17 protein-coding genes are annotated in these 20361 nt (G+C 61.8%); 10 read left to right on the top strand and 7 right to left on the bottom strand.

Features of this window, described 5'->3' with window-relative positions:
• The first annotated feature begins 3 nt into the window (after nucleotides 1-3).
• From AB1495_RS00775 to AB1495_RS00735, 9 genes are all read left to right on the top strand, one after another.
• A complete protein-coding gene (locus AB1495_RS00775) occupies nucleotides 4-924 on the top strand; it encodes a D-alanine--D-alanine ligase (RefSeq protein ID WP_074634488.1) in 921 nt (306 codons plus the stop codon).
• On the top strand, nucleotides 912-1799 hold the full coding sequence (locus AB1495_RS00770) for a cell division protein FtsQ/DivIB (RefSeq protein WP_005854115.1): 888 nt from the start codon (nucleotides 912-914) through the stop codon (nucleotides 1797-1799). The genes AB1495_RS00775 and AB1495_RS00770 overlap by 13 nt, the downstream gene beginning before the upstream one ends.
• A 4-nt stretch (nucleotides 1800-1803) precedes the next feature.
• Nucleotides 1804-3138: a cell division protein FtsA gene (ftsA, locus tag AB1495_RS00765; RefSeq protein WP_037954460.1), complete on the top strand. Its 1335-nt coding sequence runs from the start codon at nucleotides 1804-1806 to the stop codon at nucleotides 3136-3138.
• Nucleotides 3139-3310: 172 nt separating this feature from the next.
• Nucleotides 3311-4945 carry a cell division protein FtsZ gene (ftsZ, locus tag AB1495_RS00760; RefSeq protein WP_074634487.1) on the top strand — a complete coding sequence of 545 codons (1635 nt, stop codon included), beginning with the start codon at nucleotides 3311-3313 and terminating at the stop codon, nucleotides 4943-4945.
• A gap of 349 nt (nucleotides 4946-5294) precedes the next feature.
• On the top strand, nucleotides 5295-6218 hold the full coding sequence (gene lpxC, locus AB1495_RS00755) for a UDP-3-O-acyl-N-acetylglucosamine deacetylase (RefSeq protein WP_074634781.1): 924 nt from the start codon (nucleotides 5295-5297) through the stop codon (nucleotides 6216-6218).
• Nucleotides 6219-6429: 211 nt separating this feature from the next.
• Nucleotides 6430-7302, top strand: a complete 873-nt coding sequence (locus AB1495_RS00750) for an outer membrane protein assembly factor BamD (RefSeq protein ID WP_005854107.1) — start codon at nucleotides 6430-6432, stop codon at nucleotides 7300-7302.
• Between the two features lie 37 nt (nucleotides 7303-7339).
• Entirely contained in the window at nucleotides 7340-9001 is a 1662-nt protein-coding gene (gene recN, locus AB1495_RS00745) for a DNA repair protein RecN (RefSeq protein ID WP_074634485.1), read from the top strand.
• Between the two features lie 79 nt (nucleotides 9002-9080).
• Entirely contained in the window at nucleotides 9081-10766 is a 1686-nt protein-coding gene (locus AB1495_RS00740) for a chloride channel protein (protein ID WP_074634483.1), read from the top strand.
• A gap of 143 nt (nucleotides 10767-10909) precedes the next feature.
• Entirely contained in the window at nucleotides 10910-12670 is a 1761-nt protein-coding gene (locus tag AB1495_RS00735) for a calcium-binding protein (RefSeq protein ID WP_074634482.1), read from the top strand.
• 57 nt (nucleotides 12671-12727) lie between these two features.
• Here the strand turns inward: AB1495_RS00735 and AB1495_RS00730 are convergent, their stop codons facing one another.
• From AB1495_RS00730 to AB1495_RS00710, 5 genes are all read right to left on the bottom strand, one after another.
• On the bottom strand, nucleotides 12728-13072 hold the full coding sequence (locus AB1495_RS00730) for a DUF427 domain-containing protein (RefSeq protein ID WP_074634480.1): 345 nt from the start codon (nucleotides 13070-13072) through the stop codon (nucleotides 12728-12730).
• A gap of 40 nt (nucleotides 13073-13112) precedes the next feature.
• Nucleotides 13113-14903, bottom strand: coding sequence for an aminopeptidase P family protein (locus tag AB1495_RS00725; RefSeq protein WP_074634479.1), 1791 nt, complete (start codon nucleotides 14901-14903; stop codon nucleotides 13113-13115).
• Between the two features lie 57 nt (nucleotides 14904-14960).
• Nucleotides 14961-16838, bottom strand: coding sequence for a cobaltochelatase subunit CobT (gene cobT / locus AB1495_RS00720; RefSeq protein ID WP_005854095.1), 1878 nt, complete (start codon nucleotides 16836-16838; stop codon nucleotides 14961-14963).
• A gap of 155 nt (nucleotides 16839-16993) precedes the next feature.
• The gene (gene cobS / locus AB1495_RS00715; RefSeq protein WP_005854093.1) at nucleotides 16994-17980 is read right to left on the bottom strand and encodes a cobaltochelatase subunit CobS; all 987 of its coding nucleotides are present in this window, start codon (nucleotides 17978-17980) and stop codon (nucleotides 16994-16996) included.
• Between the two features lie 241 nt (nucleotides 17981-18221).
• A complete protein-coding gene (locus tag AB1495_RS00710; RefSeq protein WP_005854091.1) occupies nucleotides 18222-18848 on the bottom strand; it encodes a J domain-containing protein in 627 nt (208 codons plus the stop codon).
• A gap of 75 nt (nucleotides 18849-18923) precedes the next feature.
• Here AB1495_RS00710 and AB1495_RS00705 point away from each other — a divergent pair, with 75 nt between their 5' ends.
• Nucleotides 18924-19181 (top strand): BolA family transcriptional regulator, encoded by a 258-nt coding sequence (locus AB1495_RS00705; protein ID WP_005854089.1) that lies wholly within the window; start codon nucleotides 18924-18926, stop codon nucleotides 19179-19181.
• A 21-nt stretch (nucleotides 19182-19202) separates the two neighbouring features.
• Here AB1495_RS00705 and AB1495_RS00700 read toward each other — a convergent pair whose 3' ends face one another.
• Nucleotides 19203-19772: a hypothetical protein gene (locus tag AB1495_RS00700; RefSeq protein WP_074634477.1), complete on the bottom strand. Its 570-nt coding sequence runs from the start codon at nucleotides 19770-19772 to the stop codon at nucleotides 19203-19205.
• A gap of 46 nt (nucleotides 19773-19818) precedes the next feature.
• A complete protein-coding gene (locus AB1495_RS00695) occupies nucleotides 19819-20286 on the bottom strand; it encodes a thioesterase family protein (RefSeq protein ID WP_074634475.1) in 468 nt (155 codons plus the stop codon).
• Nucleotides 20287-20361 lie beyond the last annotated feature (75 nt).

Here is a 20361-nt window from a genome sequence, read left to right as displayed (position 1 = left end):
TGAGTGGGATTGTCGAGCAGGACACCCCCGAGAGTTGCAGTATTGTTGGGTGGCCCCTCGGCGGAACGCGAGGTGTCTCTGTCAACAGGGCGCGCCTGCGCAGCGGCTTTGCGGGACCGGAGTTTCGAAGTCATCGAGGTCGATTGCGGCCCCGACCTTTGTGCCGATCTGGGCGCTGCTCAACCCGATGTCGTTTTGAACTGTCTGCATGGCCGTTGGGGTGAAGACGGCTGCGTGCAGGGGTTGCTGGAATGGATGGGCCTGCCTTACACACACTCCGGCGTGCTGGCCTCCGCCCTTGCGATGGACAAGCAGCGCAGCAAGGAAGTTTTTCGTGCCGCGGGTTTGCCTGTTGTGGAAAGCTTGATCGTATCGGCGGCGACGGTGCGGGGATCCCATGTGATGGACCCGCCCTATGTGGTCAAGCCGAACAACGAAGGGTCATCCGTCGGTGTCTACCTTGTCGAGATTGAAAACAACGGCCCCCCGCAGTTGGATGATGCCATGCCCGCCGAGGTCATGGTCGAGAAATTCATCCCCGGTCGCGAACTGACCACCACCGTGATGGGCGAACGTGCGCTGACTGTGACCGATATCCACACGACGGGCTGGTATGATTACGACGCCAAATACAAGGCGGGCGGGTCGACCCATGTGGTCCCTGCCGATATCCCGCACGAGATTTTTGAGCTCTGCATGGATTACGCCCTGCGGGCGCATAACGCGCTTGGCTGTCGCGGTGTCAGCCGCACGGATTTTCGTTGGGATGAAAGCAAGGGGGCAGCGGGGCTGTTCCTGCTGGAAACCAACACCCAGCCCGGCATGACCCCCACGTCGCTGTCGCCCGAACAGGCGCAGGCGGTTGGCATTTCCTTTGGTGAGCTCTGCGCCTGGATGGTCGAGGACGCGTCATGCAATCGTTGATCAAACGCGTCAAACCCGCCAAGCCGGCCAAAGCAGATCCCGCACCGTCACGTTGGGCGTGGCGCATGCAGCGTTTGATGCTGACGCCGACGTTCCGTTTCGGGCTGCGCGTCGGGGTGCCGTTCTGCTTGGCCTTGGCAGCGGGGACAATCTATCTGTCGGACGAAGCACGGCGCGGCCAGTTGGCTGATGTCTATGCCAATGCCCGCACCAGCATCCAGCAGCGCCCCGAATTTATGGTCAAGCTGATGGCGATTGATGGTGTCGAAGGCGTTTTGGCCGCCGACGTGCGTGCCGCTGTGCCTGTCGAATTTCCAACCAGTTCCTTTGATCTTGATCTGCCTGCATTGCGGCAGGCGATCACCGATCTTCCCGGCGTCAAGCAGGCGTCGCTGCGGGTGAAGCCGGGCGGCGTGTTGCAGGTGTCGGTACAGCCACGGGTGCCGGTCGCCGTTTGGCGCAGCCAGGACGGGCTGCTGCTGATCGACGCCGAGGGCAGCCCCATCGGCCAGCTTGCATCGCGCGGCGATCGCACGGACCTGCCCCTTGTGGTAGGCGAGGCGGCGAACCAGCGCGTGAGCGAAGCGCTTGAATTGATCCGCACGGCGGCTCCGTTGGGGGAGCGGCTGCGCGGTTTGGTGCGCATGGGAGAGCGGCGATGGGACGTCGTTCTTGACCGTGAACAGCGTATCTTGCTGCCCGAAACCCAGGCCGTTCAGGCGCTGGAGCGGGTGATCGCGCTGGAAGGCGCACAGGATGTGCTGGCCCGCGACGTCGCGCGGGTAGACATGCGGTTGGCCCAACGGCCCACCGTGCAAATGAACAAGGACGCCACACAAGAATTGTGGCGCATCAGGCAGATTTCGGGACAGTGAAAAGATGATGGACCTATACGATAGTCAGCGATCCATGCGCCACATGCGTAAGCTAGCGATGCAACGCGGCGTGGTGGCTATTCTGGATGTGGGCACGTCAAAGATCGCCTGCCTGGTGCTGCGGTTTGACGGCACGGGCCGCGTCTCTGAAGAGGGCGAAATCGGGTCGCTCGCGGGGCAATCCGGTTTTCGTGTGATCGGGGCTGCGACCACACGGTCGCGTGGGGTCCGCTTTGGCGAGATCTGCGCCATGCAGGAAACCGAACGCGCTGTGCGTACCGCGCTGCAGGCGGCACAGAAAATGGCGAACATCCGTGTGGATCACGTGATCGCCTGTTTCTCGGGGGCAGAACCGCGCAGCTACGGTCTGGATGCCGAGCTTGATCTGGAAGGGCAGGTCGTGTCCGAGCAGGATGTCGCGCAGGTTCTGGCCAATTGCGACGTGCCCGAATACGGCGAGGGCCGTGAAGTGCTGCATGCCCAGCCGGTGAACTTTGCGCTGGATAACCGGTCGGGCCTGTCCGATCCGCGGGGCCAATTGGGCAATACCCTGTCGGTCGATATGCATATGCTGACCGTGGACGCGGCGGCGGTTCAACACCTTGCCCATTGCATCAAACGCTGTGACCTCGAACTGGCGGGCGTTGCGTCTTCGGCCTATGTCTCGGGGATTTCATCGCTGGTCGAGGACGAACAGGAACTTGGTGCCGCCTGTATCGATCTTGGCGGCGGGTCGACCTCTGTTTCGATCTTCATTCGCAAACACATGATCTACGCCGACAGCGTGCGCATGGGCGGGGATCACATCACCTCTGACATCTCTATGGGGTTGCAGGTGCCGACGGCCAATGCTGAACGGATCAAGACCTTCTATGGCGGGGTGCATGCGACAGGCATGGACGATCGCGAGATGATCGATATCGGTGGCGACACCGGTGATTACGAACACGACCGTCGCACCGTGAGCCGCGCCGAGCTGATCGGCATCATGCGCCCCCGTGTCGAAGAAATTCTGGAAGAAGTCCGCGCCCGTCTGGATGCCGCGGGCTTTGACCACCTGCCAAGCCAGCAGATTGTGCTGACCGGCGGCGGCAGTCAGATTCCGGGCCTTGATGGTCTGGCAAGCAAGATTTTGGGCCAACAGGTCCGTTTGGGCCGCCCGCTGCGCGTGCATGGCCTGCCACAAGCCGCAACCGGTCCGGGTTTCGCCTCTGCTGTAGGGTTGGCGCTGTTTGCCGCGCACCCGCAGGACGAGTGGTGGGACTTCGACATTCCCGCCGACCGCTACCCATCCCGGTCGTTGAAGCGCGCTGTCAAGTGGTTCCGCGACAACTGGTAACCCCCAGATGCGGTGCGCGCGTCGAAATCATGAGAAAACCGGCAAAAAAACGCCCATATAGTGTGTCAAAACCGTGTTTTCTAGGTGACGCATGGGCGTTCTCCCTATACAATAAGGGGGATTGCACAAAAAATGCTCCGTAAGCGAGCTAAACAATACAGGCGGATGGCTCATGACCCTTAATCTTTCAATGCCCGGACAGGGCGACCTGAAACCCCGCATCACAGTGTTTGGTGTTGGCGGGGCAGGCGGCAACGCCGTGAACAACATGATCGAGAAAGAGCTCGACGGTGTTGATTTCGTGGTTGCCAACACAGACGCGCAAGCGTTGCAGCAAGCCAAAGCGGAAAGCCGCGTTCAGTTGGGCATCAAAGTGACCGAAGGTCTGGGTGCGGGCGCGCGGGCCTCTGTCGGTGCGGCCGCTGCCGAAGAAAGCATTGAACAGATTGTGGACCACCTGGCCGGCGCGCATATGTGTTTTATCACCGCCGGTATGGGCGGGGGCACCGGGACAGGGGCCGCGCCGATCATCGCGCAGGCTGCGCGTGAACTGGGTGTTCTGACCGTTGGTGTCGTGACCAAGCCGTTCCAGTTTGAGGGCATCAAGCGGATGCGTCAGGCTGAAGACGGTATCGAGGCGCTGCAAAAGGTCGTCGATACACTGATCATCATTCCCAACCAGAACCTGTTCCGTCTGGCGAATGAAAAAACCACCTTTACCGAAGCATTCTCCATGGCGGATGACGTGCTGTACCAAGGTGTCAAAGGTGTAACGGATCTGATGGTCCGCCCCGGCCTGATCAACCTCGACTTTGCGGACGTGCGCGCCGTGATGGACGAGATGGGCAAAGCGATGATGGGCACCGGCGAGGCAGAGGGCGAAGATCGCGCCATCCAGGCCGCCGAGAAAGCCATTGCGAACCCGCTGCTGGACGAAATCAGCCTGCGCGGTGCCAAGGGCGTTCTGATCAACATCACCGGCGGTCACGACCTGACCCTGTTCGAACTGGACGAAGCGGCGAACCGTATCCGCGAAGAAGTCGACCCGGACGCGAACATCATCGTAGGGTCCACGCTCGACACCGAACTGGGTGGCGTTATGCGCGTGAGCGTTGTTGCCACTGGGATCGATGCGGTTGACGTCAACACAGAGATGCCCGTGCCGCGCCGTTCCATGTCGCAGCCATTGCCTGCCAAAGCGCCAGAGGTTGAACAAGCCCCCGCCGCCGAAGCACCTGCACCCGTTGCCGCACAGGCCGAGTACGAAGAAGAGCCACAGCAGCAGCTGTTCAAAGAAGAAGCCGCGGTCAACCACAGCGGTTTCTCTGACACGTCCTACGAAGACGAAGCGTCGGACGCAGATGATCTGCCGCCCCCCGCCTACCGTCCCGAGGTTGCGTCCTTCCAGCCGCGCCGCGAAGAGGTGAATGTCGACGCGCAAGAGCAAGAGGCGTTTGTCGCGCCACGCGCCCCTGGCACCCCATCGCCCGAAGCACTGGCCCGTCTGCGCGCCGCCGCGCAAAAAGCGTCGCCAAGCCAGCAGCAACAGCGTCAGCCGCAAGCGCAGCCGCAGCAGCAGCGTCAACAACCCGCCGCCGAGCAGGGCGAGAAGCGCTTTGGCATCAACTCGTTGATCAACCGCATGACCGGTCACGGTGAGGCGGAAACACAGCAGCAGCGTCCCGCACGTCAGCAGCCGCCGGTTCAGACCCGCGCGACCTCTGCCGCGCCACAGCCGCGCGACGTTCAGGACGAAGATCAAGAGCGGATCGAAATCCCCGCCTTCCTGCGTCGTCAGGCGAACTAAGCTTACCTAAGACGTCCTCGTAAACGTCCGAAAGGCCACCCTTAGGGGTGGTCTTTTCCGTTAGCGCCACAACTTTAAGCGTGCTGCGGTGCAGCAATTGGGGTGTGCGGGTCGATAACATTCGTTGAAATATTGCTGTTATATGTTCACGCTTCGCCGTCATTTCAGGGATGATCGGGAGCCTGAAATATATATATAACAATGGCTTATTGGGAGTATGCGCACGTTAACGCCCAATTGTGACAGTGATGTTTCAGACGGTAGCAATGATTGAATTGAGCATTAGGAACGGCCCCGTTAGGACAGAGTTCAACTTAGACAGATGATCTTTGGACAGTGAGTATTGACCGTGCAGACAACCATTAAGACAGCGATCAGCTTTAGCGGCACCGGCCTTCATTCTGGCCGTCCTGCAACTGTGACGATCCGTCCGGCTGGCGCGCATCACGGTATCTGGTTCTCGCGCAGTGACGTGGATGTGGGCGATCGCCTGATCCCCGCCCGCTGGGACGCAGTGAATCGCTCGCCTCTCTGCACCAAGCTGGAAAATGCGGCGGGTCTGCAAATCTCTACTGTTGAACACCTGATGGCCGCACTGGCCGGTTGTGGTATCCACAACGCGCTGGTCGAGATTGACGGCCCCGAAGTGCCGATCCTCGACGGCTCTGCCGCGCCCTTCGTGCGGGGTATCATGCAGCGCGGCGTTCGCGTACTGGCGGCCCCTGTGCGTGCTTTCGAAGTGCTGAAAACGGTCACCGTGACGGATGGCGAAGCCTCGGCCACCATCGCACCGGCAGACACCCTGAAGATCGACTTTATCATCGATTTCGCCGATGCCGCCATTGGCCATCAGGAAAAGTCGCTGGTCATGAACAACGGCAGCTTCGCCCGCGAACTTTGCGACAGCCGGACCTTCTGCCGTCAGGCGGATGTCGACGCGATGCAGGCGAACGGTCTGGCATTGGGCGGTCACGCGGGTGAAAATGCTGTCGTCTTCGACGGCGACCAAGTGCTGAGCCCCGGTGGTCTGCGCCACGCGGACGAACCCGTACGCCACAAGATGCTGGATGCCTTGGGTGATCTGGCGCTGGCCGGTGCTCCGCTGATCGGGCATTACACCGGCGTGCGCGCCGGCCACAGCCTGACCAACACGCTGCTGCGGGCGCTGTTCGCGACCCCCGGTGCTGTGCGCATGGTTGAATGTGACGCGCAAATGGCGTCGCGTCTGCCCGGCTTTGGCCTTGAGTGGGACGAAATCCCCGCCGTTGCCTGAAAGCGGTAACGCGATGTCGCAGGGCAGGGCGTTAACGACGGTTGAAACTCCGGTGGGGCTTGGGTAATCCTTTGTTTACGATTTGGCCCGTCGACAGCCGCCCTTGCAGGGGACTGCCGAATGGTCGTTTTGTTGCGCGAAACCTTGTGCTAGTCACGGGCAAAGGCGTATCGTGAAACGTGACGCAGAGTTTAAAGCGAGGGTGAAACGCATGACGGGTACGATGTCGCGCAAGCGGGTGGTCGGTGCGGTGCTTTTGGCGGGCGTTCTTGGCGCGTGCGGTGGTGCTCAGGACACGGGTCGGACGACCAACAGCTTCTTCAACCCTCAGGAAATTCCGCTTGAAACATACTCGGCCGAGCAGATTTACGAGCGTGGCGAATTTGAACTGAACCGCAAGCGCCCTGCCGAAGCGGCTGAATATTTCTCCGAGATTGAACGCCTGTACCCCTATTCCGAATGGGCCAAGCGGGCGCTGATCATGCAGGCTTTCGCCTATCATCAGGATCAGGATTACCCCAACAGCCGCTCTGCCGCGCAGCGCTATATTGATTTCTTCCCCGATGACGATGATGCGTCCTATGCAAGCTACCTTCTGGCCCTAAGCTACTATGACCAGATCGACGAAGTTGGCCGCGACCAAGGGCTGACCTTTCAGGCGCTGCAAGCGCTGCGTCGCGTGATCGAGGATTATCCAGACAGCGAATACGCGCGGTCTTCCGTGCTGAAATTCGATCTGGCGTTTGACCATCTGGCGGGCAAGGAAATGGAAGTGGGGCGCTATTATCTGCGTCGCAAACACTATACCGCGTCGATCAACCGCTTCCGCGTCGTGGTCGAGGATTTCCAGACAACCACCCACACCGCCGAGGCGCTGCACCGTCTGGTAGAGGCGTATCTGTCGCTGGGTCTCACGGACGAGGCGCAGACCGCAGGTGCCATTCTGGGGCACAATTACCAGTCCACCGAATGGTACGAGGCAAGCTATAAGCTGCTGACCGGTCAGGGCCTTGAAATGAAGTCCTTCGGCGATAACTGGTTGACCGCGATCTACCGCCAAACGATCAAGGGCGAATGGATCTGACCACCCGCCTTTTGACGGCCCACACGGATAGTGACCCATGCTACGCGGCCTAGATATTTCGGATATGCTGATCATCGACCGGCTGGAACTTGCGTTTCAGCCGGGTTTGAACGTTCTGACCGGCGAAACCGGGGCGGGTAAATCGATCTTGCTCGATAGTCTCGGGTTCGTGCTGGGCTGGCGCGGGCGCGCCGATCTGGTGCGTCAGGGCGCGTCACAGGGCGAGGTCACGGCATGGTTCGATCTGCCCGAAGGCCACGCCGCACACGAGGTGCTGAAAGAGGCTGGCCTGCCCGGCGGGGGAGAGCTGATCTTGCGCCGTATCAACGGGTCTGACGGGCGCAAAACGGCTTGGGTCAATGACCGCCGCTGCTCGGGCGAGGTGCTGCGCGCGCTGTCGGAAACGCTGGTCGAATTGCACGGCCAGCATGACGACCGCGGGCTGCTTGACCCCAAGGGCCACCGCGCCATTCTGGATGAATTCGCGGGCACCGCGCCGCTGCGCGACAAGGTGCGTCAGGCGTGGTCTGCCTTGGCTGCGGCGCGCAAGGCAGCCAAACAGGCCGCCGCCGAGCGCGAGGCGATTGCCGCCGAAGAAGAATACCTGCGCCACGCCGTGGCAGAGCTGGACAAGCTGGACCCGCAAGCGGGCGAGGAAGAACAGCTCGACGCGCGCCGCCGCCTGATGCAAAGCGCCGAAAAGATCCGCAGCGATGTGGTCAACGCCTACGAGATGATGGGACAGGGCGGGGCAGAGACACAGCTGGGCGACGCCTTGCGCTGGCTCGACGGGGTGGCCCATAAAGCCGACGGCGCGCTAGAGGCCCCGATGGCGGCGCTTTCGCGTGCGATGGTCGAATTGGACGAGGCGATGGAAGGCGTGGTCGCCGCCATCGACACCATGTCGTTCAACCCGATCGAGCTGGAAGAAACCGAAGAGCGCCTCTTTGCGATCCGCGCCATGGCCCGCAAGCACGAGGTGCTGGCCGACGATCTGGCGGGCTTTGCCGAGACGCTGCGCGGCAAGCTGGACGCGCTGGACGCAGGCGAGGCCGCACAGGCGGGGTTGGAGAAAGCCGTGCGCGACGCCCAAGCCGCCTATGATGCCGCGGCCGACACCCTGACCGACGCGCGCCGCAAGAAAGCGGGCAAGCTGGACAAGGCCGTCGCGGCAGAGCTTGCCCCGCTCAAGATGGAGCGCGCGGTTTTTGCCACGCAGATCACCGAGGAAACGCCCGGACCGGAAGGCCGCGATGCGGTGTCCTTTACCGTGGCCACCAACCCCGGCGCGCCTGCGGGCCCACTTGGCAAGATCGCATCAGGCGGGGAGCTCAGCCGCTTTCTGCTCGCGCTTAAGGTCTGTCTGGCCAAGGGGCAAACCGGCCTGACGATGATCTTTGACGAAATCGACCGGGGTGTCGGCGGTGCGACCGCCGATGCGGTGGGGCGTCGTCTGGCGGCGCTGTCGCAGGGCGGGCAGGTGCTTGTTGTCACCCACTCCCCCCAGGTTGCCGCTTTGGGCGCGCATCACTGGCGTGTGTCCAAGGCCGTGTCCAAGGGCATGACCCTGTCGACGGTCACGCCGCTGTCAGCGCCAGAACGCGTGGACGAGGTTGCGCGGATGCTGGCAGGGGATACGATTACCGAGGCCGCACGCGCCGCCGCGCGCGAGCTTTTGGGCGAAGAATTCGCCAGCTAGCGGCACAGTCTTGATTGCAGGGGTTTTAACGCAGGCGGCTCTGTCCTAGACATGGGTAAACCCTGACAGCAAAGCCGCCATGCCTTTGAAACCGCGCCCCTTTCTGAACCAGCAGTATGACACGTTGTGCAACCATGCGCGTTTGGGGTGGGATGTGTTGCGTGAAAAAGGGCCGGGCAAGGTTACCTTTTGGTTCATCGCGCTTGCGATCGGCATCTCGGCAGGCTTTGCTGCGCTGTTTTTTCGTAAAGGGATCAACGCGTTACAGGCGTTTCTTTATGGCACCGAAGACGTGCAGCACCTGCATAGTTTTATCGGCAGCCTTGAGTGGTATTGGGTCGTTCTGATCCCCACCATCGGCGGGCTGACCGTGGGGCTGATCTTGCATAATTTCACCCGAGATGCCCGTGTGCGCAGCGTCGGCGATGTGATCCTTGGCGCGGCATTGCACGAAGGTCGGGTGGAAACACGGGCCGGTATTGCGTCGGCGCTGGCCTCGCTGATCACGCTGAGCACCGGCGGATCGTCAGGGCGAGAAGGGCCGGTGGTCCACCTTGCGGGCGTGATCTCGACCCTCGTGAGCCGCCGGATCAATGCCAGCGGTATTACCGGTCGTGACCTGTTGGGCTGCGCCGTTGCGGCGGCCGTCTCTGCCAGCTTTAATGCCCCGATCGCAGGCGCGCTTTTCGCGCTCGAGATCGTTTTGCGCCACTTTGCCGTGCACGCCTTTGCCCCCATCGTAATCGCGTCGGCCGCAGGCACTGTGATCAACCGATTGGAATTCGGCGGTCTGACCGAATTTGCCCTGCCCACCGTGGGCGATATGTCCTTCTATGCCGAGCTGCCCGCCTTCCTGCTGCTGGGGCTGACCTGCGGCGTGGTGGCAGTGTTTCTCATGCGCGGTATCTTCTGGGCCGAGGATTTCGGCAACTTCATACAGGCCCGCAGCAAGCTGCCGCGTTACTTGCGCCCTGCCGTGGCAGGGGCAATCCTTGGCGTGATCGCGCTGTGGTTCCCGCATATCATCGGAGTCGGATACGAGACGACGACCCGCGCGCTAAGCGGTGATATGATCCTGCACGAAGCCGTTGTCTTTGCCGTGCTCAAGATCATCGCGGTGTCGATCACCCTTGGCGGGCGGATGGGCGGCGGGGTGTTTTCGCCTTCGCTGATGTTGGGGGCGCTGACGGGGCTGGCCTTCGGCTTGATCGCCACGGGCGTCTTTCCCACGATGTCGGGGGCCACGTCGCTTTATGCGCTGGCGGGCATGGGCGCGGTGGCAGCTGCCGTTCTGGGGGCGCCGATCTCTACCACCTTGATTGTATTCGAACTGACCGGAGACTGGCAGACAGGTCTGGCGGTGATGGTCGCTGTGAGCATGTCGACCGCGCTTGCCTCGCGTCTGGTGCACCGCAGCTTTTTCCTGACGCAGATGGAACGCCGCGGTATCCACCTTGCCGCCGGTCCTCAGGCCTATCTGCTGGGCATGTTCATGGTGGGCCGCATCATGCGCCGCCCCGACGACCTGCGCGCTGCGAACGAAGAAACCTGCTGGGATCTGATCGGCGAGGGGACCTATATCGACGGCACCGCCACGCTAGAGGCCGCGATGCCGATTTTCGAGCAGACCGGCGCGGCGTTTATTCCCGTGGTCACGCTCAAGCCCGAATCGCCGCCCGAACTGCTGGGCGCGCTGTTCCATGTGGATGCGCTTAAGGCCTATAACCGCGCCCTGGCCGAGACAGCGGCCGAGGAACATTCTTGATTGTCGCTGTATTCGCGACAGTGGGCGCAGCGGGGCTGAACTGTCCTAAATATTGAAATGTGTCTGAAATGCGGCGGTAATTTGTCTTTCTTGCGTTCCTCAGCGTAAGCTACACTCTGGGTATAGCTTAGGGGGATTTGAACATGCTTGGATTGACTTTACTACCAGCGCTCGCGCTTTTGGGATTTGCGGGATTGATTGGCAGCGACAGCGATGACGACGATACCAACGACGACATGCAAGACGTGGCAGAGCCCGAGGTGACAGACCCGCAGATCGCCACGCAGCAGGGCACCAACGGCCCTGATCTGGTCACGGGCACGGGCGCGAATGATGACATCGACGCGTTTGGCGGTGACGACACGGTAAACGGCTTTGGCGGCGATGACACGGTGCAGGGCGGCGCGGGCAATGACCTACTGAACCTTGGCGGTGGCGACAATCTTGGCAATGGCGAAGAGGGGCGCGATACCGTCAACGGCGGGCCGGGTGCCGACACATTGCTGGGCGGGAACGGCGCGGACAGTCTTTCAGGCTTCGGGGGCACCGATGACCTGTCCGGCGGGCAGGGCAGCGATATGCTGCGCGGTGGTCTGGGTGACGATCTGCTCAACGGGAACAACGGCAGCGATACGCTTGATGGCGGGGCCGATAACGACACCCTGATCGGCGGTAGCGGCGACGACAGCCTTGGCGGCTTTGGCGGTGCGGATTCCCTCGTGGGCGGGCTCGGGTCCGACAATCTGGATGGCGGGGCCGATAATGATACGCTTTTGGGCGGCGGGCTGATGGACACGCTCTTTGGCGGTAGCGGCGATGACGTGCTGCGCGGTGGCACCAACAACGATCTGGTCAACGGCGGGTCGGGCGATGACGACGCCCAAGGTAACTTTGGCGCGGATACCGTGCTGGGGGGGCGCGGCAATGACACGCTAAGCGGTGGCGAAGGCTTTGACTACATCGAAGGGAACGACGGCGACGACATCCTGATGGGCAACGAAGGCAACGACGGGCTCAGTGGCGGGCAGGGCAATGACACGCTGATGGGCGGGGTTGGCAGCGATACGCTGAGCGGGTTGGCGGGCGATGATATGCTTGACGGGCAGGGCGGCAACGACCTGCTGAACGGCAACATCGGGAACGACACGTTGATGGGGGGCGGGTTGAACGACACGCTGAATGGCAATGGCGGCGACGATGTGATCAGCGGCGGCACCCAAAGCGATCTGATCAACGGCGGCAGCGGCGATGACGATCTGTCTGGCGACGCAGGAGCCGATACGATCAACGCGGGCCCCGGCAATGACACGCTGTCAGGCGGCGAGGGGCCGGACAAGCTGGCGGGCAACAGGGGCGACGACCTGATTGATGGCGACGCTGGCAATGACGCGCTATTCGGCGGCATGGGCGACGACACGTTGAACGGCGGGGCGGGGAATGACTTCCTGATCTCGGGGCTGGGGACCGACAGTATTGACGGCGGTGCCGGTGACGATGTGATCCGCGCGTTCGACTTCAACCTCAACGGCAATGTGTCGGGCGATACGGATACGATGGCAGATGTCGTGCTGGGGGGCGATGGCAACGACACCATCAGCGCCAACGACGGCGATACCGTGACAGGGGGCGACGGGGCCGATGTGATCAATGCCATCGGCTATGATCAAGTGGGCAAAGCCCCGGTCATCGTGACCGACTTTAATCTCGCCGAAGACGGGCTGTACCTGCAGGAAACCCAAGGCTCGCCTGCGCAATTTGCCCCCGGTGACGGGATGTTCGAAATCCGCGCCGCTGCCAATGGCACCGACAGTGAACTTGTGGTCAACGGCAATGTCGTGGTGATCGTGCAAAACACCAGCGCCGCCGATCTCAGCGCGGACACAAGCTGGCTGCTGAACGCATAAGAGGGGCCGCAGCCCCCCTTGCTTCGATCTTGAATTTCTAGGGCCCTCTCGGGGGCCCTAGATTTGTTCGACCGCAACCTCGGGCAATTGGTAGAATGCCAGATGGCCCTTGATCTCGGCGACATCATCGCTGGGGTCCTCGTAGGACCATGCCACGTTTTCCAACGTCCGGCTTTTGGTCACAACCGAGAAGTAATGCGCATCGCCCTTGTGCGGGCAGTGGGTGGTCTTGTCGGTCTTGTCCAGAAACGCCATGGCGATATCCGAACGGGGGATATAGATCACCGCGTCGCGGTCGCCTTCGCGCAGCTCAAGCGCATTACGTGTTTCGGCCAGTACCGCGCCCCCTGCGCGCACTGTCCATGTTCCGTTCGACTTCAATATCTTGATATGGTCTGCCATTGCTGACCGTCCTCCCTGAATGAACTGAAATATATCGCGCTCAAACCGGCGCTGTTGCCGCATCCAACCACAGTTTCGCAACCGGTGATAGCCGCGGCCCGATCTTTTCCGCAACGTCGTGATGATAGGCGTTCAGCCAGTCTCGCGCATCTTGGCTCAGCATCTCCGGCACGATCAGCCGCGTGTCGATGGGCGCAAAGCTCAGCGTCTCCCATGACAGCATGGCGCGATGCGCGTCCCCGCCCGGAAGATCAGGCGCAGACCGCACCACGGCAAGGTTTTCCAGCCGGATGCCAAAGGCCCCCTCGCGGTAATAGCCGGGCTCGATGCTCAGGATCATGCCTTCGGACAGGGGCACCGTGCTGAGCTTGCTCAGACGTTGCGGTCCTTCGTGCACGCTCAGATAGGCCCCGACGCCATGGCCCAGCCCGTGATCGAAATCCTGCCCCGCCATCCAGAGCGGCAAACGCCCCACAGCCTCGATATCGCGCCCGGCCAGCCCTTGGGGCCAGCGCAGACGGCTCATGGCGATCAAACCGTTCAGCACACGGGTAAACGCCTCTTTCGCCTCTACCGGCGGCGTGCCGATGGCGATGGTGCGGGTGATGTCGGTGGTGCCATCCAGATATTGCCCGCCCGAATCCAGCACCAGCAGATGCCCGTCTTGCAAAAGGCGATCGGTGTCCTCGGTCACGCGGTAATGCATGATCGCACCATTGGGGCCGGTGCCGGCAATGGTTTCAAAGCTGATTTCTTGCAAGGCCGGATCACGGCGGCGCGCGGTCTCCAACTGGGTCACCACTTGCGTCTCCGTCACGCTGCCCGCAGGCTGCGCATCCACCCAGGCCAGCACCTCGACTAAGGCCGCCCCGTCGCGCAAATGCGCCGCGACAGAGCCTTCGATCTCCGCCGCGTTCTTGCGGGCCTTGGGCAGGGCGCAGGGGTCGTCGCCCCAGACGATCCTGTCGCCCAAAGCGTCCCAAACAGCGACAGGCACGGTGGCCTTCTCGACCAGCACGGGGCCCGACAGGTCGCCAAGCGCATCCAAAAACGCCTCTGGCGCATGCAGGGTCACATGCGCGCCCAAATGCGCCTCAAGCCCCTCCAGCTTGGATGGGGCGACGAACGCGTCCACGTGACCCGCGCTGTGCAGCACGGCAAAGCCATGCACGACCGGATTGCGCGCAATATCGGACCCGCGGATGTTCAGCAGCCAACACAGACTGTCGGGCAGGGTGATCACCGCGGCCCTACGGCCCTTGTCGCGCAGCTCTTCGGCCAGCCGCGCGATCTTATCGCCATGGGCCTCGCCCGCATAGCCGATCGGGTGAACCTTGGCGGGGTTCATGGGCGGGGCAGGCTGGTCTTCCCAGATGCGGTCGACCAGATTATCGGTACGGCGCAGCGTGATGCCGCTGCCGTCCAAGGCGTCCTCAAGCTGGACGATCTGCCCGGCGGCATGCAACCACGGATCAAAGCCGATCACGCCACCTTCAGGCAGCTGTGCGCGCAGCCATTCGGCCAGCGAGACTTCGGGCCAGGCCACAGGCGTATAGACATCTGCCACCTGCGCCTTGACCTGCGTGCGGTAGCGCCCATCGATAAACACGCCCGCCACATCGCGTAAAGCGGCACAGAAGCCGGCCGATCCGGTGAACCCCGTGAGCCATTTCAAGCGGTCGTCACGGGGGGCAACATATTCACCCTGATGCGCGTCAGCGCGGGGCACTAGAAACCCGTCAAGCGCCTCTGCCTGCAGCTCTTTGCGCAGCGCCGCCAGCCGTGGCGGCCCCTGTTCCGGCCGCGAGGTTACCTCGAACGATTGAAACATATCCCCACCCCATTCTTCATTTTGCTCTTAAAACTCCCCGCGGAGCGTCCCTGACCCTCAGCTTGCGCGGCGCATGCCCATGACACGGGCCCGCGCGCGGGGATCGGTATCAAACAGCGCCGCCAGCTGTTCGGTCATCGCACCGGCCAGCTGGTCGACATCGGTGATCGTAACGGCGCGGTCATAATAGCGGGTGACGTCGTGGCCGATGCCGATGGCCAGCAGTTCCACCGCCTTGCGTTTCTCGACCATGGCGATCACGTCGCGCAGGTGTTTTTCCAGATAATTCGCTGGGTTCACCGAAAGGGTGCTGTCATCCACAGGCGCACCGTCGCTGATCACCATCAGGATCTTGCGCGCCTCGTGGCGGGCGATCATCCGGCGGTGCGCCCATTCCAGCGCCTCCCCGTCGATGTTCTCTTTCAGCAAGCCTTCCTTCATCATCAACCCCAGATTGGGCCGCGTGCGCCGCCAGGGGGCGTCGGCGGATTTATAGATGATGTGGCGCAGATCATTCAGACGGCCCGGCTGGACCGGGCGGCCGTCGTTCAACCAGGCCTCGCGGGCTTGGCCGCCTTTCCAGGCGCGGGTGGTAAAGCCCAGGATCTCGACCTTGACGTTGCAACGCTCCAGCGTGCGGGCCAGAACATCGGCGCAGATCGCGGCGATGGAAATCGGCCGCCCGCGCATCGAGCCGGAGTTATCCAGCAGCAAGGTCACACAGGTGTCGCGGAATTCGGTGTCCTGTTCGACCTTGAACGACAGCGGGGTTGTGGGGTTGGCCACGACACGGGCCAGACGACCGGCATCCAATGTACCTTCCTCCAGATCGAATTCCCACGACCGGTTCTGCTGCGCTTGCAAGCGACGTTGCAGCTTGTTGGCCAGACGGCTGACCGCGCCTTTCAGCGGTTCAAGCTGTTGGTCCAGATAGGCGCGCAGGCGTTCAAGTTCCGCCGGTTCGGCAAGGTCTTCGGCCCCGATCACCTCGTCATGCTCGGTCTGGTACACCAGATAATTCGGGTCCGCGTCCGAGGCTTGCGGCGGGGCGGGCGGCTCCATCGGGGCATCGCCATCGGGCATCTCGGCCTCTTCGCCAAGCTCCTGATCGGCGGTGTCATCCATCGACACCTGCGCCTGGGATTCATCCTGCTGCTGCTCTTGCGACTGCTCGGGCGAGGCTTCTGCCTCGTCGTCGTCCTGATCGTCCTGACCGGTGCTATCGGGCTCTTGTTCCTCTTCGGTGCCTTCTTCCTCTGCGCTGTCTTGGTCGTCGTCGCCTTGATCGGGGTCATCGCCCAGCTGATCGCCATAGCCCAGATCAACGATCATCTTGCGCGCAAAGCGGGCAAATGCGGCCTGATCATCCAGCGTGTCGTTCAACGTCTCGAGCGTGCCACCGGCCTGGTCCTCGATATAGCCGCGCCACAGCTCCATTGCGTTGGCGGCACCGGCGGGCATGTCACGCCCCGTCGCCAGATGGCGCACCAGATAGCCTGCCGCCGTCGCCAAAGGCACGTCCGAGGGCTGCTTGGCCTGATCATAGCCCTTGCGCAGGGAGTCGTATTTGATCTTGGCGTCGATATTGCCCGCGGTGCCGGGCATGTCGCGGGCACCTACGGCTTCGCAGCGGGCGGTTTCCATCGCTTCATAAAGATCGCGGGCCATGTCACCGGCGGGCATGTATTTCGCGTGGGTCTGGCCGTTGTGATAGCGCCGGTTCAGCGCGAGCGCGTCAGCGGTGCCGCGGGCCAGCAGGACTTCTTCGCGGGTCATGCGACGGCTGACCTGCGGCAGACGCATGGAATCGCCGCTCAGCCCCGAGGGATCAACGGAATAGCTGACTGTGAGGTCAGGATCGTTCGACATGACCTTGGTCGCTTCGGCCAAAGCCTTTTTGAACGCGTCGGCGGGGTTATCTGATTGTTTGCTCATGTCATTCTCCCATCCGAGTGCGGCCGACCTGCGGCTTTGGTCACCGCGGCCACACGAAACGGGGCGCTGCGGTCAGACTGTCGTCCACCGACCAAGCTGCCGGTGGACGTCTTGTTCTTCATCCCTGCCAACGCGGGCACGGGGTGGATCGTAGCTTAGCCAAGGCTCAGGCTGGCGGCGGATTCCGGTAGCTCTTCGTCGAACAGACGCTGATAGAATTCGGCCACGGTCTGGCGTTCAAGTTCATCACATTTGTTGAGGAACGACAGGCGGAAGGCATAGCCCACGTCGCGGAAAATCTCGGCGTTCTGGGCCCAGGCAATCACGGTCCGCGGCGACATAACGGTCGAGAGTTCGCCATTCATGAAGGCGGTGCGCGTCAGGTCGGCGACGGTGACCATCTGTTTGATCGTCTTGCGGCCTTTTTCGGTGTTGTAATGCGGGTTCTTCGACAGAACGATCTGGGTTTCGGCGTCGATGCTCAGATAGTTCAACGTCGCCACAAGCGACCAACGGTCCATCTGGCCCTGGTTGATCTGCTGCGTGCCGTGGTAAAGACCCGTGGTGTCGCCCAGACCCACCGTGTTCGCGGTCGCGAAGATGCGGAAATAGGGGTGGGGTTCGATCACCTGGTTCTGGTCCAGCAGCGTCAGCTTGCCGTCGACTTCCAGCACGCGCTGGATCACGAACATCACATCGGCGCGGCCCGCGTCATATTCATCAAACACGATCGCTGTGGGGTTGCGCAGGGCCCAAGGCAGGATGCCTTCCTGAAAATCCGTGACCTGCTTGCCGTCTTTCAGCTTGATCGCGTCTTTCCCGATCAGGTCGATCCGGCTGATGTGGCTATCAAGGTTGACGCGGACACAGGGCCAGTTCAGCAGGCTTGCCACCTGTTCGATGTGAGTGGACTTACCCGTCCCGTGGTAGCCCTGCACCATCACGCGGCGGTTGTGGTTGAACCCCGCAAGGATCGCCATCGTGGTGTCGGGATCGAATTTATAGGTGCTGTCCAGATCGGGAACGCGGCTTGTACGTTCTTCAAAGCCATGCACCACCATGTCGGTGTCGATGCCAAAGACTTCGCGAACGGAGATCTCTTTGGTGGGTTTGGTTGTGAGGTCCAATGAGGTCTCGGCCATATTTTGTACGTCCTTCATGCTTCTGTCTTGCGCACCGCTTGCGGATCAAGGGTGGCGTCCACGGCAACATATCTTTCCTGAGCGCGAGGGAAAGGGGCAATTCGCACCTGCGGCAAAACCGCGAATCCTTGTGTCACATGGAAAAGGGGCGGCGCATTTGTCTGCACCGCCCCATCTATATGGCTCTCAAGCCCGTCACAGGCGGTTGCCGATGCCCTCGGCCCACCGGAATGCCGCGGCATCAGTCCTTGAAGTTGCGGCTGCCCTTCAGCTGGTCCCAAGCCCAGACGACGAGCTGCAGCTGCTCTTCCTGGCTGCGGTCCCCGCCGTTCATATCGGGGTGGAGCACCTTGATAAGCGCCTTATAGGCCTTGCGCACTTCGGGTTTGGTCCAGGTGTCCTTGGCTTCCAGAATTTCGAGCGCGCGGCGTTCCGTGGGGGGCAGGCGGCGACCTGCGGCAGGCCCTTTGCCGGGGTTCTGCGTCGCGTTCTTGCCCAGAACCTGATGCGGGTCCTCGATGCCCAAACGCGCCCAGGCCCGTGCTTCGGGGTCGCCAAGGGGCTTGGTGGTACGCTCCCACACTTTGTCCTTGGACTGCTGGGCATTCAATTCGGCTTCTGTGGTGCCGTCAAAGAAGTTCCACTTTAGGTTATATTCGCGCACGTGTTTCTGGCAGAACCAGAAATAATCATCCAGCACGTCCGGTGCTTTGGGCGCGCGGTACTTGCCCGGTTCTTCGCAGCCTTCGTGCGAACAGACGCGTTGCGATGTCTCGGACGCACCGGACATCCCGCGACGGCCACGGGGATTTTTCTTTTTCGAAGACGACACGGACATGTCGAATCCAAAGGGATCACTTTTGGGCATGATATGGACCTTTCCGACTCAGGCCGGTCAGTTTAGACCTTGGGCTGTGAGATTGAAGGGGGGCTGAGCTAAAAAATGTCAGTGACACAAGAAATTGCCGACCGGCTGGAAGAGGCGTTCGCCCCGTCGGAATTAAGCGTCGTTGACGATAGTGAAAGCCATCGCGGCCACGGGGGCTATCGCGAGGGCGGCGAAAGTCATTTTAATGTGAAAATCCGGTCGGCCCATTTCAAGGGGCTGAACCGTGTTGCGCGGCATCGTGCCGTGCATGGCGCGCTTGGCCCCGATCTGATTGGCCGTATTCACGCGCTGGCGCTGGATCTCGACGTTTAAGCCCTGCGTCACGGTTTGCGGCTAGTCTGCCGTCTTATCCGTCTTTGCCGTTTCCGTTTCCGGGGCCGTGGTGTCTGCCTCGGTCTTCGGGGCGGTCTCTGCGGCTGTGGCGCTTGGCTTGGCGGGCGTTTTCACGGTGGTTGATTTGCGGCGCGACGCCAGCGCGTTCAGCAGGGACGGGGCCACCACGGCGGTCTTGCCGTCGTCTTTCGTTTCGCCATGCTCATCCTCGAAATAGGGCGCGTCGCCTGCGTCCTCTGCTTGGGCGGTTTCAGCTTCGGGCTTGGGCGTGTCGTGCGGGTCGGGCTGCGGCGGGGGAAGCAGCTCTGTAGTGACGGCTTCGTCCTCGGGCTCGGCCTCGCGGAGGCGGCGAAACACCAGCACATTGCGCCACTCTGTCGTGCTGCCGGTCAGGCCCACGCGTTCGATCGACGGCAGGGTCTCGGCGCGTTGGTATTCCCACCCATACCCTGAAAGACCGTTCATAAGTTCTTGCAACGCATGGGAAAATCGCGCTTCTGCCCCTTTGACGTTCTTGGCTTTCAACCCTTTGGTCGGGGCGGGCACAACTTTGTATTCATAGCGTGGCATGACGGCTGGCTTTCAAATCAATACGGGGGTGGGCAACGGGGTACACTCAGCGTTTCAGACCAATCTTGCGGCCCGCCTGTTCAGGATAAGGCAAGCTGGCATGGGCTGTCTTCATCGCCTCAAGCCGCGCCATGAGGTCGGCGGGCATGGGGGCCACGCGGGGGCCGGACTGGTCAATGTGCAGCGTCAGCGCCTCGCCCGTGGCGGCAAGCCATCCGTCCGCGTGCCAAAGCTGCGTGAAGGAATGGAAACGTTTTTCATCAAAGTCGAGCAGTTGGAAGGTGCAATAGGTCGACGCCCCTTCGTGCAGCTCGCGCAGATAGCAGATGTGGAATTCAGCGACATAGGTGGTGTGGCCGGTCTTCTGATACTCTGGTCCGAACCCGATCTGGTGATAGGCATCATCGACGGCGTTATCCATCAGCACCGAATAATAGGCCATGTTCAGGTGACCGTTAAAGTCGATCCATTCGGGCTGAACGATGCGCGGCGATGACCGGAAGGGCGTGTCCATAAATGACCTTTCACAGGATGTCAGATGGGGAGCGTAGCAAGAAAAGGGCCGGGGTTTTTGGTGAACCCCGGCCCG

Origin of the sequence: Sulfitobacter pontiacus (genome assembly GCF_040790665.1) — a bacterium.
GTDB lineage: Bacteria > Pseudomonadota > Alphaproteobacteria > Rhodobacterales > Rhodobacteraceae > Sulfitobacter > Sulfitobacter pontiacus.
The sequence above is the reverse complement of the archived record's forward strand: the minus strand, read 5'-3'. Positions and strand labels throughout refer to the sequence as shown.

Coding starts and splice junctions, on each gene's coding strand:
- recN (WP_074634485.1), top strand. CDS start 7,340: ATGCTACGCGGCCTAGATATTTCGGATATGCTGATCATCGACCGGCTG.
- AB1495_RS00770 (WP_005854115.1), top strand. CDS start 912: ATGCAATCGTTGATCAAACGCGTCAAACCCGCCAAGCCGGCCAAAGCA.
- cobS (WP_005854093.1), bottom strand. CDS start 17,980: ATGGCCGAGACCTCATTGGACCTCACAACCAAACCCACCAAAGAGATC.
- ftsA (WP_037954460.1), top strand. CDS start 1,804: ATGATGGACCTATACGATAGTCAGCGATCCATGCGCCACATGCGTAAG.
- AB1495_RS00750 (WP_005854107.1), top strand. CDS start 6,430: ATGACGGGTACGATGTCGCGCAAGCGGGTGGTCGGTGCGGTGCTTTTG.
- cobT (WP_005854095.1), bottom strand. CDS start 16,838: ATGAGCAAACAATCAGATAACCCCGCCGACGCGTTCAAAAAGGCTTTG.
- AB1495_RS00695 (WP_074634475.1), bottom strand. CDS start 20,286: ATGGACACGCCCTTCCGGTCATCGCCGCGCATCGTTCAGCCCGAATGG.
- AB1495_RS00725 (WP_074634479.1), bottom strand. CDS start 14,903: ATGTTTCAATCGTTCGAGGTAACCTCGCGGCCGGAACAGGGGCCGCCA.
- AB1495_RS00705 (WP_005854089.1), top strand. CDS start 18,924: ATGTCAGTGACACAAGAAATTGCCGACCGGCTGGAAGAGGCGTTCGCC.
- ftsZ (WP_074634487.1), top strand. CDS start 3,311: ATGACCCTTAATCTTTCAATGCCCGGACAGGGCGACCTGAAACCCCGC.
- AB1495_RS00740 (WP_074634483.1), top strand. CDS start 9,081: ATGCCTTTGAAACCGCGCCCCTTTCTGAACCAGCAGTATGACACGTTG.
- AB1495_RS00710 (WP_005854091.1), bottom strand. CDS start 18,848: ATGCCCAAAAGTGATCCCTTTGGATTCGACATGTCCGTGTCGTCTTCG.
- AB1495_RS00730 (WP_074634480.1), bottom strand. CDS start 13,072: ATGGCAGACCATATCAAGATATTGAAGTCGAACGGAACATGGACAGTG.
- AB1495_RS00700 (WP_074634477.1), bottom strand. CDS start 19,772: ATGCCACGCTATGAATACAAAGTTGTGCCCGCCCCGACCAAAGGGTTG.
- AB1495_RS00735 (WP_074634482.1), top strand. CDS start 10,910: ATGCTTGGATTGACTTTACTACCAGCGCTCGCGCTTTTGGGATTTGCG.